Source organism: Metabacillus litoralis, assembly GCF_020524045.1.
Lineage (GTDB): Bacteria > Bacillota > Bacilli > Bacillales > Bacillaceae > Metabacillus > Metabacillus litoralis_C.
Genome location: NZ_JAIVKL010000005.1, coordinates 315,233 through 332,547, shown reverse-complemented (window position 1 = coordinate 332,547; position 17,315 = coordinate 315,233). Strand labels below are relative to the sequence as shown.

The 17,315-nt window shown below is 33.2% G+C and carries 16 protein-coding genes; 1 reads left to right on the top strand and 15 read right to left on the bottom strand.

From position 1 onward, the window contains the following. Positions 1-73: 73 nt before the first annotated feature. The 3 genes from LC076_RS10105 to LC076_RS10095 form a co-directional block, all read right to left on the bottom strand. Positions 74-1,864 (bottom strand): ABC transporter ATP-binding protein, encoded by a 1,791-nt coding sequence (locus LC076_RS10105; RefSeq protein WP_226668242.1) that lies wholly within the window; start codon positions 1,862-1,864, stop codon positions 74-76. A 692-nt stretch (positions 1,865-2,556) separates the two neighbouring features. Then, positions 2,557-2,910 (bottom strand): DUF4181 domain-containing protein, encoded by a 354-nt coding sequence (locus tag LC076_RS10100; protein ID WP_226668240.1) that lies wholly within the window; start codon positions 2,908-2,910, stop codon positions 2,557-2,559. Positions 2,911-2,961: 51 nt separating this feature from the next. Then, complete coding sequence (locus tag LC076_RS10095) at positions 2,962-3,243, bottom strand: hypothetical protein (RefSeq protein ID WP_226668237.1); 282 nt, start codon at positions 3,241-3,243, stop codon at positions 2,962-2,964. A gap of 388 nt (positions 3,244-3,631) precedes the next feature. Here LC076_RS10095 and LC076_RS10090 point away from each other — a divergent pair, with 388 nt between their 5' ends. Then, complete coding sequence (locus LC076_RS10090; protein ID WP_226668234.1) at positions 3,632-4,183, top strand: DUF3231 family protein; 552 nt, start codon at positions 3,632-3,634, stop codon at positions 4,181-4,183. A 50-nt stretch (positions 4,184-4,233) separates the two neighbouring features. Here LC076_RS10090 and LC076_RS10085 read toward each other — a convergent pair whose 3' ends face one another. From LC076_RS10085 to LC076_RS10030, 12 genes are all read right to left on the bottom strand, one after another. Next, on the bottom strand, positions 4,234-5,538 hold the full coding sequence (locus LC076_RS10085; protein ID WP_226668231.1) for a DUF4179 domain-containing protein: 1,305 nt from the start codon (positions 5,536-5,538) through the stop codon (positions 4,234-4,236). Further along, positions 5,531-5,830: an RNA polymerase sigma factor gene (locus LC076_RS10080; protein WP_226668229.1), complete on the bottom strand. Its 300-nt coding sequence runs from the start codon at positions 5,828-5,830 to the stop codon at positions 5,531-5,533. The genes LC076_RS10085 and LC076_RS10080 overlap by 8 nt, the downstream gene beginning before the upstream one ends. Before the next feature lie 3 nt (positions 5,831-5,833). Then, complete coding sequence (locus LC076_RS10075; RefSeq protein ID WP_226668227.1) at positions 5,834-6,049, bottom strand: sigma factor; 216 nt, start codon at positions 6,047-6,049, stop codon at positions 5,834-5,836. 190 nt (positions 6,050-6,239) lie between these two features. Then, positions 6,240-6,971, bottom strand: coding sequence for a cytochrome c oxidase assembly protein (locus tag LC076_RS10070; RefSeq protein ID WP_413465970.1), 732 nt, complete (start codon positions 6,969-6,971; stop codon positions 6,240-6,242). Positions 6,972-7,252: 281 nt separating this feature from the next. After that, complete coding sequence (locus LC076_RS10065) at positions 7,253-7,729, bottom strand: DUF2243 domain-containing protein (protein WP_226668220.1); 477 nt, start codon at positions 7,727-7,729, stop codon at positions 7,253-7,255. 368 nt (positions 7,730-8,097) lie between these two features. Next, complete coding sequence (gene ade, locus LC076_RS10060) at positions 8,098-9,819, bottom strand: adenine deaminase (protein WP_226668219.1); 1,722 nt, start codon at positions 9,817-9,819, stop codon at positions 8,098-8,100. Between the two features lie 375 nt (positions 9,820-10,194). Further along, the gene (locus tag LC076_RS10055) at positions 10,195-11,025 is read right to left on the bottom strand and encodes a sugar phosphate isomerase/epimerase family protein (protein ID WP_226668216.1); all 831 of its coding nucleotides are present in this window, start codon (positions 11,023-11,025) and stop codon (positions 10,195-10,197) included. Positions 11,026-11,227: 202 nt separating this feature from the next. Beyond that, positions 11,228-12,193, bottom strand: coding sequence for a DUF6005 family protein (locus LC076_RS10050; protein ID WP_226668213.1), 966 nt, complete (start codon positions 12,191-12,193; stop codon positions 11,228-11,230). Continuing rightward, complete coding sequence (gene asbD, locus LC076_RS10045) at positions 12,186-12,464, bottom strand: petrobactin biosynthesis protein AsbD (RefSeq protein WP_226668211.1); 279 nt, start codon at positions 12,462-12,464, stop codon at positions 12,186-12,188. The genes LC076_RS10050 and asbD overlap by 8 nt, the downstream gene beginning before the upstream one ends. Further along, positions 12,461-13,693, bottom strand: a complete 1,233-nt coding sequence (locus LC076_RS10040) for an AMP-binding protein (RefSeq protein WP_226668209.1) — start codon at positions 13,691-13,693, stop codon at positions 12,461-12,463. Before LC076_RS10040 ends, asbD begins: the two co-directional genes overlap by 4 nt. Positions 13,694-13,695: 2 nt before the next feature. Beyond that, a complete protein-coding gene (locus LC076_RS10035; protein WP_226668206.1) occupies positions 13,696-15,459 on the bottom strand; it encodes an IucA/IucC family protein in 1,764 nt (587 codons plus the stop codon). Further along, positions 15,431-17,254 (bottom strand): IucA/IucC family protein, encoded by a 1,824-nt coding sequence (locus LC076_RS10030; RefSeq protein WP_226668204.1) that lies wholly within the window; start codon positions 17,252-17,254, stop codon positions 15,431-15,433. The genes LC076_RS10035 and LC076_RS10030 overlap by 29 nt, the downstream gene beginning before the upstream one ends. Positions 17,255-17,315 lie beyond the last annotated feature (61 nt).

Sequence of the window (17,315 nt, the reverse complement as noted above, 5' to 3'; positions counted from 1 at the left end):
GATTCTGTTATTCCAAAAGGCTTATTATCCATAAAAAAGCGATGAAACTAGAATCAGTGACTAGATCAACATCTTATGCTTGCAACTGCTTTAACTTATAAAATTCCCCTTTACGTTTAATAAGCTCTTCAAAACTCCCTTCTTCAACACATGTACCATTATCCATGACTATAATACGATCTGCATCTCGAATTGTAGATAACCTATGAGCTACAATAAATGTTGTCCGACCTTTTATTAATTTTTGAATCGCTTGTTGTACACGATATTCTGAAACATTATCAAGTGCAGAGGTTGCTTCATCTAATAAAATGATTTGTGGATCACGAATAATCGCTCTTGCAATAGCAATTCTTTGTCTTTGACCTCCTGAAAGCTTTCCACCGTGCTCACCAATTAATGTATCTAAACCATTTGGCATATCAGCAATAACATCTTGAAGATTTGCCATTTCAATAACTTCATATAATCTCTCTTCTGAAACACTACTCACTCCATATGTGATATTATCACGAATTGAGCCTGAAAAAAGAATTGTGTTTTGTGGCACAACTGCTAGTTTTTGACGGTAAGTTTGCATTTGAAGATCGTCATATGGAACACCATCAACTAACAACCTTCCTTCATTTGGTTTATAAAATCCCAAAACCATACTTAAAACAGTTGATTTACCAGCACCAGAAGCACCCACAAGTGCCACACATTCTCCTGCTTTCACCTCTAAATTAAGGTCATGTAAAACATGTTTTGAAGAGTCTGCATACTGAAAGTTCACTTGTTCAAACGTTATCTTCCCAGCAATTGACGGTAATTTTTGTTTACCTTGATATTCAACCGTTTGAGTTGAAAACAATACCTCCGAAACTGAAATAATCGATTCATATCCTTTCGCTAACTGTGGGTAGACATTGATAATTTGATTAATTGACATTAATATCGTTGTGAAAAATCCTTGGTACATGACAACATCTCCAACAGTAATCGTACCCTGATAGGCAAGAATAGCTGTAAAGATAAGACAAAACATTTGAAAAAGTTGAAACACAACCCATCCTGTAGCACCAAAGTATGCTTCAGAAATATCTAGCTTATATCCTTTTCCTTTTAGATTTTCTAATGTAGTATCTGTTTTCTTGATTTCCAGCTCCTCTAATCCATGTGCTCTAGTTACTGGAATCATTGTTAAAGTTTCAGCAACTTGACCTGACATCGTTTCAATCTGCTTACGAAATTCATTATTCTTTTTTTGTAAATTCTTTTTAAAGAAATAAACAAGTAAAATGGCAACGGGAATAACAAGGATAAAGAACAAAGCAACCAACAAGTTTTTACTAGCAGTTACACCTATCGCAACAATTACACTTGTTAATGCAGCAGAAAATGTGTACATAATTTGTTTTGATAAAAATTCAATATTTTCCACATCACGTAAAACTTTAGATTGAAGCCTTCCTGATTTTAGCTCACTATGATATGAAATTGACAAGTGCTGAAGTTTTCTTACTAATGTACTTCTCAGTCCGGCTTCAACGTGTCTAGAAGCTTTGCTCAAAAAGCTCATATGTAACATTTGAGAAGGAATATTCTGCAAAATGACAAAAGCAACAACAGCTAAATTAACCCAAAGATCTGTCATGCTATGTTCTTTAGGGTTACTAGCAATATCTATCATATTTGCTGTAACAATGGGTATGATCCATACTGGAGAATGTTTTATAAGAAAGAAAAAAAACGATAATCCAATATTTCGAAATTGCCCTTTGTACAACATATAAAGTGTCTTAAACGCACCTTCAACTTTTCCAGGTCCATTTTTAAAACGTTGCTCAAAATCAAAAGATTCCTGTCCTTGTTTGTTAGGCATCTTGATGTCCCCCTTACACAATAGCTTTAGGTAATGTAAATAAAAGTACTTAGTCATTGTATTCACCTAATCTTTGTGTTATCCATTTTAATTTAAATCTATCAATATTTTAAGTTATCGATTAGTTTACAATTATTTTATTATGATACCGATTACAAGTCAAACTGAGAAACGAAAAAGATGCTGTGAGATAATTAAAGAAATTATCCAAAAGATGAATAAATCTAAACTATTGTTAAAATTCACAATGTATAATACTGTTTGCTCTTAATCATTTAAGTTGAAAGTCAAGTTTGTTTCCTTCATTCCACTAGTTCTTAAGAATAGAATATCGTATAAATTTTTTAAAAACAGCAACTAAAAACCCGTACTATTAGGCGATAGATTAATTGACCTATCATCTAATAATTCGGGTTTATCACTAGTATATATACTTATTGTTCCAGCCAACGAATTCTACTATATGAGTTTGATTATACATGAAAAGGTATTGAAGCTTTTTACTATAATAGAAAATTCCAGACAAAAATTTATCTTACCAGTTTGTAGACAACGTATATTTTCAAGACCTTCAGAATGATTGAAGCGCTTGACTACTTTCGAGGCAAGAAGTCTTGGTAGCAGAGGAATTACCCTGTTTGGTAATGAGCAACAAAGAAAGCGAGCGATTGTAAACAGTCTGAATTCTACATCTATAAAATATTTAATAACAGCAAAAAGAAAATAACAAAAAAACATGATACATTTGCTAAACTAAATACATATTCTTTGCTTTCTCTATCATATTGCCATTCTTCTATTCCTCTTATGAGTGATGAAAGCATAATGTAAACAGTTAAAATTAACAAATTGTTTACGATCATTTCAAATATGATATTAATCATTAAAACGAGCATAAAAGAAAAAAATAAAATTTTTTCTCGTTTTTCAAATTTTATTGTATGATGCTCATATTTACCGAATAAACCTACCTTTTTCATTTTAAATAATCTTCTAAATAAAAGTTCTATTAAACCTAAAACCAAGAAAATAAAAATTAACAGCACAAATATCACCTCAAACCAATGTTTCTTAATAAGATGGCATGTTGGTCTTCCTCATTTTATTAAGAATATCTTCACATGCTCACTAACTCTTAAATAATTAAATCTTAATAATATATAAATAAAGTAAACTTTTTCATTTTCCTTCAATAAAAAGATATAACAAACCTTTGAAATTAGTTTGTAAATAGAATTCCTATCATAATCACAAATAAAGAAATAGCCAAAGTACTCTAGAGGTTTTGGTAATTTCTTTAAATTTATCTTTTTCAATGGAAGTCCTTCAATTTGTGCCATATGGTCTACCGCATCATTAAATGGTTTCTTATGTTCCATCTTCAGCCTCCTATCTCAAAAGAAAATACATCATTAAAAGATTTTAACCAGTATATTCCTTTTATCTATTATACAATAATCTTCAAACGAATTTAGAAGATCGTAAAATAAAGATAAGTGTTGACCATATATGGAATCTGACTTAATCCATTTAAATATTTGCTCATAGTTTTTCTAAATCTGGTAATTATAAGTACATCGAAGATAAGCGTTTTTTAATAAATAGCTATGTGAAAGCTCAAGGTTGATTTTTAGCACTTTGTTATTTGGAATTGAATATTTATGAAACTCCTGCAGGAAGAGCGTGTCCAAGGGGAGACAATAGCTATTGATTCACTAATTGCAAGAATCAGATACCACCCATATATTTTGGCTAGGAGGAAAAAAAGTGACAACGATATTTGAATCAGTAAAAGACTTTTTACAAATTAGTTTAGATGACGAGCCCAAAAATCCTCTTCATGTTGGAGAAGTGATGAGTTGTTGGATGTATTTAGCTTTAATGGATGAAGCAACAGTTTATATTCAGATAGGTCTTAATTCAACAAATGATGATGAAGTAAAAGATCTGCTAAAACAGAGTTTAAAACAGTGTGATGTACAAGGCGAACGTTTTAAGCAATTTATGAAAACAGAAGGAATACATTTACCACCAACAAGTGAACAGCGACCAAATTCTGATCCTAATAGTGTTCCTTTAGGCGTAAAACTAACAGATGAAGAAATTGTAAATGGGTTGAGTATCAAAACGGCTACTGCTGTTTCTCATTGTGCAGTTTCATGTTCCCAATGCATTCGTAATGATGTTGGTGCATTATTTACTCAATGTATGCTAGAAAAAATGAAATTTGGTACTTCACTAAAGGATGCAATGAGAAAAAAGAGTTGGATTAAAGTTCCTCCATATTATTACCCTCCAGGAATGCCTAAACAACAATAAGAATAGGAAGAGAAACCCATAATGACTATGGTTTCTCTTCCTATGAACCCTCATTCCAATTTCATTTTCACATCCCCATTGATCCAACTAGGATAAAATCCTAGTTGAAGCTTAATTGGGTTTGAGTACTTTCGATTATCTAGTGTGAAACCAATACTTTGAGCATGATCTTCATAACCATAAGATACTCCACCAGTACTACTTATGTCTTTACCTTGACTATCTTCAATCGATGTAAAAATGTGATAATTAAATTCTTTCTCTAATTCTAAATTTAAAGTAATGTTCCCTCCTTCTACTTGTAAATCTGAAAGTTTATTTCCTTTTGGTTGTTGAATAATCTCCTTTTTTTCAGTATCTATAATAACAAATGCATCTTCTTTATTCACTGCCTGAATTTTATTTATGACTAAATACAGTTCTTTAGGCGTTTTGAAATAATTACTTTGTAGATAAATCATTTGTTCATGATCATTAATCTTAGATGCTGTGATCCCATTTGCGATTTTTGACCAAGCTTCTCCATTTTGATCTACAAGTCTAATATCTTGAAATTCTAAAAGCTTCTTTGAATTATTTGGATCCATCTCAACATGAACTGCTACCCGCAATGGATCAACCGTTACTTTTTTCACAGTAATGTTTTGATTTTCAATACTCACTGTTTTATTCATTTCATATACTTGAGATTTGTGATCTTGTTTTTTTATCGTAAATGGAACTGAAAAGTCTGTCATAATCCCCTGATTTTTCACTTCTACGTTCAGCTTTAATTCTTGTGAATCTAGAGGGTCTGAGAAGTAGAATTCCAAAACATCAGAATAACTCTTTGTTTGATCATCAGAAGGATTTCCAAACGACAAAGTGTCGTACTTTATTTTATCGCCGCTTTTAGTATGAAGAGTCACTTTCTCAATTTGCAATTCACTTAATTTCTCTACCCCTTCAATTGAATAAAAGATAACCATTCCCTTATCATCAGATATAACAGAATCGATTGTCATATTCATGCCATTTTTTTTTTGTGAAATTCCTATTTTTTGTGCGTATTCATTGTCTATTGCTGCTTGTAATCCTTTATTATTGCTGATAAGTTCAACAATTTTCTCCATTCCTGGAACTGTAGATAGATATTCAGCAAAAGTAGGTGATACTCGGATGGTTGTTAAAAGACTTATTAAAATAATAGCTGCTGCAATACTCGGCATAATCCAGATTTTTTTCTTCTGTTTATTTGCTATTTTGCCATTTTTATAGCCTGATTCTATAGCTTGATCTATTTTATCTAATGGGATATCAATTAAATCGTACTGTTCTTTCCATTCTGTTAATTTTCTTTCTTCCTTCTCAAACATTTTTCTTCTCTCCTTTCTCTTCAAGGATATAACGTAAAGTGCGAAGAGCTTTAAAAGCCAAAGTTTTCACCGTACCTTCTGGACAATTCCACATCATTGCTATCTCTTTTATCTTTATATCTTGAAAATATTTCAAATGAATTAACTCTCTTTGATCATCGTCTAAGTAGGTCATGGCTTCTTCAATTTCTATATAACGATAATCCTCGTTCTTTCCTAGTTGCAATAATAGTTTTTCATCTAAAATCATCCGGTTATTTTTCTTTAAAATATCCTGACAATAATTAATCATGATTCAAATCAACCAAGTTTTAACATAGTTAGGTTCACGTAATTCATGTATGCTCTTATATGCTCGAAATGTCACCTCTTGAATCGCCTCAATAGCTTGATCTTGATTTTTCAAGTAAGATAATGCAGTTTTATATAAATCTATCTTATGAGCATGGATTACTTCTAGAAATGCTTGATCATTCCCGTTAATCGCCTTTTTCACTTTATTAACATTCACTGCTGCTCCTCCCTCCAGATGCTTCTATATATTAGACATTTTATACTAGAAAAAGTTTTATCAAATAATTATTTATTTTTTTGAGATGCTTTCTTAAGTGAGAGGTACTTTGATCTAGTAGTTATAGTGGAATCAAGCGGAGGACACTTGACTCCTAGGATATCAGTCTTGCCTAAATACAAAAAAAATTTTAATACTGACGTACTCTTGGTTGTTGAGCTTTGTACCATTGCAAACAAAGAAAGAATATAAGGAAAGCATCAATAAAATCACCACCATAATACATCAAAATCCCTCCTGTTTCGGCATGCTTACTCGAAATTCCATATGGAGGATTGGCATATATGTATTTTGATAAAATGCCATGAAAGGCTAAAGCAAGAACTAAAATAATAGCTCGATACCCTATCTTTCTTCTGTGTGCTGTTGGATCAATATAGATCATTGATGCTGTGAAAAGGTACCCAGCTAAGAAAACGTGTAGATGAATAAAAAAATGTAAATAGATATTGTGATGCATACTTGAATATAGCTCAGTAGTATAAAGAATCCATAATCCACCTACATTGAGGATAGATGCAATAATAGGGTCTGAGAAGAATTTCATAGGATGACTCTTGAGTATCGATGAAAGACAGCGAGCATGTTTCACCTTCAGAGTTCGTAAAACAAGTGTTATCGGGGCAGCCAGTACCATAAGAAGAGGAGCGAGCATCCCTAGAAACAAATGACCAATCATATGTACTCTAAAATCATGATGCGCCAGGTCTGCAATGGGGCCAATAAGAGTGGATGCAGCAAATAAAACCCCCAATATCCAAAAAACAGTTCGATAAAAAGGCCATTTCTTATACCTACGATTAGAAGAAATGGTAGCGAATATATACAAAAAAATGAAAAAAATAATCAATAAAATGATCATTCTCTCAAAAAAACTTACACTTCCGTTATGTAAAACTTCATAGTACATCTGCTGTTTCTCCTTTAAACATAAGAAATATATAAATTAGAATACTTTATTGATTGACTTTATAGGACTTCACTATCTACGGGGAAAAATAATAATAAGTCCCAACAGTGATTCTTCCTAGAGCGGTTAGGAGGCCTTCACTTAAAAGCTATAACCTCTGGAATCTTTCTTTAACAGACATCTTCTCTAGTCAGGACGCAGCACGCCTTTCACTCCATTCAAAAATATAAAAATCAGCGATGAGGTTTGACATACCCTTTAATGAAAAAGATTCCAAACAAGATTATGATCACAGCGATGATATTCCAAATCAAATCATAGATGATTATATTTTCAACATAACGTATTTGATGAATTCGCATAATCTTATGTTGAATAATACCATCATATAATTGAAAGCTTCCGCTACCTAGTAACACTCCACCCCACCATCTCTTTAGCCAAAAAGCATTTTTATGACGTAGATCGGCAAGGATGAACAAGCTAGCTATTGTCGCAAACCAACTAAATGCATGAAATAATCCATCTGAGACAAGGCCGATAGTTGTTGTTGATTTGTCATAGAAATGATGCCAATGAAGAAGTTGATGAAAAACAGTTTCATCGATGAACGCAGCTAAACCTAGTCCAAAAAAAAGACCTGATATCAGGTTACGTCCTAAGTAGGGAAATCGATCTGAATAAGTAGACTGATTGATTTTTTTATCCATAGGATGTTATATCCTCCATTATTTGCAAGTATACTTTATGACTATATTGCCCAATTAAAACAATCGTTAACAAATTTCATTTTTGTTTTTGAACATATAAGTTAAAATTTTGGCTATCTTTAATATTGATTACAACTTAAAAGAAAAACCAAGACGTTCTTTCAAAGATATACAGAAAGCACAAAAAGAGGCGGGGACATAACGTAGTAATTAACAAAAATTCCAAACAAAGTAATAGCTTAGCGGAGTATATTTCAGGAGCGACGTAACTACACCTACAGCCATTGTTCGGTTTCTATTTTGTTAAAATACTTATGTCCCAACCTCTTTTAAATCAATAAAATAGACGAAAATACCTCTATTAAATACTAAACCTCTACTGAAATATGTTTAAAAACACTCATATCAAACAAACCTTTATCTGTAAGCTTTACTTCTGGTATAACAGGCAAGGTTAAAAAAGACAGTGTTAAAAATGGATTAAATCCTGGATCAAAACCACTTTCTTTAAGTGAATTCTTAAATGCAATAAGTTCTTCATTCACTTTATTAAAATCATGATCAGAAAACAGACCTGCAATAGAAAGAGTGAGTGAAGCTATAATTTCTCCGTCAACCACATAAACTAGTCCTCCTTGCATCTCAGTTAATGCCTTGATAGCCTTTATCATATCTTCATCATTTGTGCCTGCGACAACAAGATTATGTGAATCATGAGCTATAGTTGTTGCAATTGCACCTTTTTTCAACTGAAAACCTCTGACAATGCCAAGACCTATGTTTCCTGTATAATGATGTCGTTCAATCACAGCCATTTTCAATAGATCTTTTTCTACAGAAGGATAGAATTCACTATCATTCCCTTCTAAAATCACTTCTATTTTTCTAGTAACTAAACTATTTGGAACAACACCGATAACATTTACTATGTTGGTTTTTAAAGGCATGACTAAATCTTTTTTTCTCACTTCATCTATACGTACAGTTTCATTCAAAGTAATTGATGAATTTTCACAATCTAAATTCTTCCCAATATATTTTCCAAAATCACCAACAAGGCTTCCCCCCTTATACACTGAGGAAATCACAAATTCCTCTAAACTTTCTGTGAAAAAGAAATCTGCTTCAAACCCCGGTGCAATTGCCCCTTTCGTTTTTAATCCATAACAGCTCGCTGGGTTAAGAGAAGCCATTGTTATTGCAGTAATGGGATCCATACCTTCTTGTATAGCTAATCGAACATTATGATCAATACTACCTTCTTTTATTAAATCATCTAAATGTTTATCATCTGTGCAAAACATGCACCGAGAAAGATTATGTGGCTTAACGACTGGAAGGAGTGCTTTTAAATCCTTTGCCACAGATCCTTCACGTATAAGTAAGTACATACCTCGTTGAAGCCGTTCTTTTGCTTCTTCAGCAGTTGTTGCTTCATGATCTGTTTGAATACCTGCTGCTCGGTAAATATTCAGCCCATCCTTATCTAACCCTGCTCCATGTCCATCAATTTGTTGTGTTAATTCAAGCTTCTTCATCATCTCAGGATTACGATTTTTCACAGCAGGAAAATCCATCACTTCTGCTAAACCTAGTACACGTTCTGATTTTAAGAAAGGAAGAAGATTTTCGGCAAGAAGAGTGGCTCCATTGTTTTCAAAAGTAGTCGCAGGAACACTTGATGGTAGCATAAAGAATACATCAAGTGGAATTCCTTCAGAATTATCGATCATGTATTGAATTCCTCTCACTCCCGAAACATTAGCAATTTCATGAGGATCAGTGATAATACTTGTTACACCATGAGGTAACACAACTTGTGCAAATTGAGAAGGAGATACAAGAGAAGATTCAATATGCACATGTGCATCAATCAATCCAGGACAAATAAATTGTCCTTTCGCATCAATGACAGTCTTTCCTTCATACTCACCGATTCCAACAATCATTCCATCGTGAATAGCAACGTCCTGCTCGATAATTTCTCCGTTAAATACATCCACAATCTTTCCATTTTTAATAACAGTATCAGGAAGGCTATTCTTACCAGCTGTCGCAATATAATTTTGTCGTTTATTCTGCCTGTTCAAAGAAACCTCTCCTTTCTGACTAAAGATGAGAACATACAAATGTAATACTCTTATATCAGAGTCACACCATAGTTTTGTGTTTTAATTTTTGGATCATTTGCACAAATGAATAAATTTTTTTCAGATGTAGTTTCTTTACTGTATATTGTTCAATATTTTATCCACTGCTTTTATGTCTGTCAATTACATTGTTAGCTTATCAAACAAAGATAAGTCCCTTCTTAATATTAAGAAAATTAGAATGTAAATAAGCATAGAAGGTGCTATTTACCTTCTATGCCTATTTGACTTATTACCTCAGATAAAAAGGTGTTGTTTTCTCAGGAAAAACAAGTTCGTACTATTGCCAACGGGGAGGAAGTTTTAGCCTTTTAGTTAACTGCTTATCTGAACCAACTCTAGTACCTTCCTTAATTCTTTACTATCTTTTGCTAAGATATCCAAAACATTAGAACCAAACCATTCCAATGACGCATGAATATCCATTTTTGGAATCATTTCTACTAAAAATTTATGGTAGTTTACTTCTCCATCAAACAATGAAACCATACCTTCTCTTGAGCCTGATGCAGCATAGACATTTTCTGGTGCGAAAACAGGAAGATATTTATTTGATGATATATTTTTAAAATGAAAATGAGATACAAACGGTTGAAGATCTTTAACTGCTTTAATTGGGTCTACACCTGACTCCCAAATATGTAACACATCGAAATTTATTCGAAGTGCTGGATGATTACTTTCTTTTAGTAGCTCGATCGTAGATGTTAGACTATCCGTTAGTGTATTCGGGTGTGTTTCAACAAGTAAAAACTGTTCTTGAGAATAAAGATAATCACACACCATACGTAGTTTTACTATTAATTGTTGCTTTTCACGGTAACTTGTTTGATGACTCCCCTTTTTCCCTACAAATGTTCGAATCTTATTCGTCCCCCAGTGTTTGGCAAGAGAAGATAATTTCATTGTTTCGTTCACTAAATGAGGAATTGAAGCCTCTAGTGGTAAATAATCACTAAGCATACTTGTTTCTAAGCCATATGTATTTAACCAATCCTTTCCATAATGAGGTTGATCAGCCATATTTTTGGCATGAATGCCCCAAAGCTCAATTCCTTGAAATTGATGAGTTTTTGCCCAATGAGCTATTTGATCGATTGACTGGAGATGATGTCTAAAAGAAATGGTACAAATGGAGAGCTTCATTTTGTTGTCACCTTCTCTTTCTTTTTATTTAGCTCTGTTAAACTTTGTTGTTGATTTCCGTTGCAGGCATTCGCTTTCCGCGGGCGGTCCGGGAGCCTCCTCGGCACAAGCGCCTGTGGGGTCTCCCTTTGACACGCTTCTCCCGCAGGAGTCTCATGCCTTTCACTCCAATCAACAAAGTGCTAAAAATTAACATTAAGCTTTAACATTGCCTTTTATTTTGTTCAAAAACCCACATCTCAAAGTATTTCTGACATGCTCTTTTGATTTGTAATTCTAGTACATTTTGTTCAGCTAATTTTGATTCTATTTCTTGAACAATTGAAAAGTCTTTTGTTATTGAAAGTTTCATTGCCCGGTATTGAATGGCTGTAAAACCATTCACAAGTCGCTCAATTTCATTACACCAATATTCAAATTCCGACTCATTTTGTCCAAGACTCTCAAAAAAGAAAGCAAATGCGTGTTCATAAGCATACTTCCTAATCGCTAAAACAGGTAATTGTTTCAAAGCTATCGTAAGCTCTGAAATATATTTCTGCTTCTCTCCAACTGTATAAAGTTTTATAATTTCTGAAACTGCTTCTGTGAGAGGATTACAGTCATGCTTTATACATGTGTTAAAAAAAGCTTCAACCGTCTCAGAAGTTGGAGCGATAACAGAATCAGCATTAAAATGATAGCCTCCTTTTACTGAAGGTTCTTTTATGGCACGAAGAATTCTCTCTTTCGGTAAAATACCTTCCCAACGAAAATCCGGGTCATACATAAACCATTTTTCATCATCTTCAGTTTTTTCAAGCATAACGTAGTGAGGAAAAGGCTTTTGATTAAACTTGTTTTCGCGCTCTGGAAGCATAGACAAATCCAACATAACCATGATGTAATCATGTTGTGACTTGTTTTCTATTAATTTTTTCAAAACATCAATGTTATCTTGTTTAGACTTGTTTTCGTTATACCATTTAAATAGCTTTATTCCATAAAGCATTTCATACCAAGTTTGAAAAAAATGATGATCAATATGATTGGAATGATAAGATAATATACCTTCTTGAATATCAAAGTCAGCATCCCAGACTCCAAAATAATAAGGTCTATGATCAACATCTTTTGTTTTCTTAATGACTTCACAAACACAACTTACGAAACAATGAACTTTAATCATTTGATTCCTCCACCAAAGCTAGTTTTTGCTGGCGTTCTAAAAAATCAGCTAAACTTCCTATCGTACGAAAATCTTTTGGAATTAGGGCTTCATCAGGCACTTCTATCCCAAGATTCAGCTCTAAATATAAGATAAGTTCAAGGATAATAACTGAATCCATATAAAGATCTTCATTTAAGCGAGCTTCTTCATGAAATGAAGAGATTGTGTTGAGCTCTATCTGATTTTTTAGGATGTTATAAATAACTTCTATAATTTCTAATCTATTCATATGAGTAACCCCGCTAATTTTTTTCTACTAATCTTGCCATTTGCTAATTTTTCAATTTCAAAAACATGATGAAATTCCATCGGTATTTGATGTGGAGCAAGGTACTTTTTACACCATTCTCTTAGTTCTATTTCATTAATATCTTCCTTGGAAACAAATTGAACACATACTCGCTCACCAGATAATTTGTTGTGTTTCTTATACACTACTGCTTCTTCTATTCTTGGATCATTCATCAATACATTCTCAACCTCTTGAGGATAAACATTTAATCCTGCCACATTAATTGTGTCATCCATTCTTGAAAGAAAAGAAAGCACACCATCTTGTATATAGCCAAGGTCTTTTGTATAAATTGATCTTGATTTTGTAGTGATAATAATCTCATTCGGATTTTTGATATCGCCTGCCTTTATTTTCACATGTGGCAGTGGAAATCCCATTTCATGAGAAGTAACCAAATTCGGATGAACCGTCACACATCCGGTCTCAGAGCATCCATATTGCTGAAGAACTCTTTTTGACACTTTTCTTAATAAAGTTAGCCAGTTAGAAGGCATCACCGTTCCCGATGTCATGACATAATCAAAGCGCTGTTCATTCTTCATTAATCTACTTAAAGTATGGAGTAATATTGGAGCTGCATAAAAAATATACTTCGGAAATTCCTCAAGCTTTTTTAATATGTATTTAGGATTTATATTGGTCAGTACCACTGGTTCAGCTCCCCTTTTTATACAAGCCAAAAATCCACTAATTAATCCATAAGAATGTGTGATAGGGCAAGCAACAATTGACTTTGTAGACCCATCAACTGGTAAAGTAGCCTTATAGTTTTCTAATTCTTCCTCTACTGACAACCAAGTCCGCTCAATACATTTTGGAGCTCCTGTTGTACCAGAACTCATTTGAATAAGAAATCCTTCTCTTTCATTTTGATGATTTGAAACCTCAAGAATGGTATCAATTGATTGATATATCAATAAATGACTAGATGCAAGAGATGCCATTCTACTAGCTCCCTCCTCTGGTGTTGCAGCATGTATAGGAAAAACAGAACCACCTTTTTTGCGGATAAATAAGCATATAGCAATCATCTGAAATGCATCTGGTATACACACTGCTATTCTATAATTCTTGCAATCTCTCATAAGTTTTATACTTTCTAAGACTGAAAATTGCTGCTCTAAATCTTGAATTGTATAATATTGATCATTCACATAGAACATATTTATTTCTCCTTTTTAAAACTCAAATGAGCGAACACATTTCGGACAGTATGTCGAAATGATTCAGATTCTTTATTTTCACGAAGTTTTTTTGTTAAAAGTGATTCAACATATATTTGAGCACGAGAATGTTGTACTTGTTCGTGTCTGTTCTTTAATTCAGGAAATCGATTTAAGTGGCTCGTAATCACTTGATCCACTTGGTTCCAAAATTCTTCTTCTTTATATTGATACTCTTCATCTAGTAAAAAAGATAATTCACTAAAATGAAAAACAAATAACGTATCCATGATTAACTCTCTTAGATCCTCTACAGATGCCATCCAATAAAATTGATTTTCAGGTGCATCCTTAAACATATTGTGTAATTTCCCAAAATCAGGAGGAAGAATTTCTTTAGCTAAAAATTCTTTTGTGAATTCTATGCTGTCATGAAAATCTCTTAATACAATTCTTGTAGGCCATCCATTTTTATGGAGTAAAATCATATTTTGAGCATGAGCTTCTAAAGCAATTCCATGTGCAATCAGAAAGTGCCAAACAGGAACAATACTTACTTCAAATAAGCGGGTTAGCCAGTTTTTTATTCCATATTGTTTGATCCAATGAGTAATGAATGGAAATCCGTCTTTTTCCATCATTAAAAGAGCAGTAAACGGAACCGCTTCTTCATCTTCCTCTAAATATTTGTTAATACTTTCTCTCCAAATAGCTCCAAGATGACCAGACAATTTCATCGCTTTTGATTCTTCAGAATCATAAATAATACCAGCGTATTCTTTAAGTATGACTAAAGAAGCATCATGCTTTAAATAAGGATCCGAGTTTATTATTTCTTCAAGCCAGGCTGAAATAGTTGGAGCAGCACACACCGAATGAGAATCCAGTATTCTCAAAGAGGAAGTATTAACCAAATTCATAGACAATTTCAAGTACGCTTTGTCTGGATTTGTTTTATTCCATAAAGTACGAATAGATTGTGTTGCTCTATAATGATCACCTACAACATTTAAGATGATCATCTCATTTGAATGAATGCCTTCTTGTAAAAACGGTTGTATTGATTTAAATTGCCAAGGATGTATTGGGAGAAAGACATATTCTTCGAACGTTCCACCTTGTATCTCAAGCTCCTCCAACAACCTTTCCCATAAAATTTGACCTAACTCTCTTTTCCAAAAATCAGCTTCTCTTTCGAAAAGAGATACTCGCATTTTATTTCTTCTTATTGCAACCCATATTAATGAGAAGGTTTGTTTCGCTTCAGGGCCATATCTTTCATGGTCATCTAGGGAAAAGCCTGTTCGAGATTTGAAGCAAGGATGGTAGAGATGACCTTCTATAATTTCAGATTCTAGCTCTTCAAAACAACTTTCTCTTCTTGAAAAAGGTAGTTTAAGATTTGTTACATTCCATTCACAGAACTTAACCGTTTGCCATAGTTCTTTTAATATCGTCTCCTTAGATTGTGGATCTATTTCAATCTCATCTAAAAGCGCTTCTATAGGAGCTTCTATTAGTTGCTGATTTTGAAGTTCCATAAAAATACTATCTTCTTTTACATGAATTCGATCAAATGAAGTCTTTCGCCCTTTACAACGAAAGTTATGCTTTTTTCCGTAAAGATAAAATGATAAAACAGATTTGTCATTATTATTTTCTACTACAGTGTATTGAATCAAACCTTCAAAAATCATTGCTTCTACCAACTGACGTCTTACTCGTGTGAATGATTTGTTAGAAGGTAAGAGATATGGCTTGAGCATAATCTTCCTCCTTATGTTGTAGTAGAAACGGATTTGTTATATTCGTATAAATTGCTTGTTCAAGTTCTGCTGATAACTCATCAACATCATGAAATCTTGTTAATAAATTCGCCTTATATGCAAGTTTTTCTTTATTGAGAATGTGATAAACAAACTTTTTTCCTATTCCTGTTAATTTAGTTTCTAACTTTTGCAACTTTTCAAATGCTACTTCTACTAGTCTCTTCTCTTCTAATAGATGGTCAGCACCAAATCGATAAATAACTGAAAACAGTTGATTCATAAACAAATAATAAGTAAATCGATCTTCAATCATAGTATCTTCATAAAATAGATCAGGTGTTGAAGAAAGAGAGGGTTCTATGAAGTGTAGTTCTTTATCGTACGTTTTAGACAAATAATACCCTTGGTTATCACGATAATAATATAATTCAGGATATCCAGTAGATATATCTAACACACTATTTTGTTGGTGTGCCTCAAGAGCAATTCCATACTCATCATATAGTCGAATAAGAGGTTCAATTGCACAGTTCCAATACTTTTCAAACCATTCTAGAGCTATTTGATCCTCTGATCTAGATTCTGATTCTGCTAAATAGGAGATTAAGTTAGCAAGACGCGATTTCTGGTTTGGCAAAGGATCTTGTACAATAGAAGCAATCGAACTAATCCCCTGATCTTTACCTCTTGGAAATGAATTAGTCCGAAGAATCACCTCAAAGCCTGACTCCATCTGATTTGGAAAATCAACTGTAATATAAGCTGGATCCTCAATAATTTTAAATAATGGATTTTCATCTAAGAATGGTATTTTACTTAGTAATTTAGCCATGTTTACCCCTGCTTTTAGTTCGTTCAATTTATTCATTCGTAGAGAATTTGTAACCTTTACAGGTATTGAAAATTTGTACATCAAATCTTTTTCCTTGTTATACACTGTTCTTAAAGAAGATGTTGCTGTAAAGAGTGGTCCCTTTGCACCTAAATGCTTAATCAATTGTCTATCTATCGCCTTCTTCACATGGTTCTGCTGTAATAGCCATTGAGATTGAAGAGGATGCATTGGAATAATACATGTACCCTCTTCTATTCGCAGTTGTGGGTCATCTTTTAGCATCGATTGTTCGATCCAATCACTCGCACTAACTTTTAAAGAAGAAGATTCCTTTACTAAACGACAATCAACTTGAAAATAGTGAAGTTGGAACTCCCCTTTTAATTCTGGTGCATAACTTTTATGCTGCCAATTCGCCATTCCTTGTCTACTCTTCGGTGTGGGATGAAGCCAGTGACCATATAAAAGTGATTGTTCCGTTTCGATAAAAGAGCTTTTCGCTGAATATAGCTTAAGATCATCCATTCGATTTTCAATATAAGTTGTCATCATATGAAAACTTTCGAGTAACCGCAGTATCAATTCATCATAATGTGAAACAAGTTCATAACATTTTTTTGCTCTTGCTTTTAAATGAAGTTCTTGTATTAAAGAAATCATAACTGTTACACGATCTTCCCTATGCCATTGTTTGTCATTAGCACAGAATTTAAGTGATCTCCTAAAAACATGCCTTCCAACGAGAGATTTGTATTCAACTTCAATTACATATTTCATTTTTTTGCAAGGTAACTCAATCACTACTAAATGATCACTCTCAGGTTCCACAGAAGTAAAATGCCCATTTATCCAATCTTTCTTTTCTACCCAAGTCTCACAATCTAATTCACGAATATAACTGTTAATAAAAGCCTGAAATGTTGCATTTTCAGCAATAAGTTTGGCCGGCTGATCCATATTCCCACCCTTTCACTGTGTCTTTAGACCCACTAAATGATAACCATTCTCAATAGGTGAG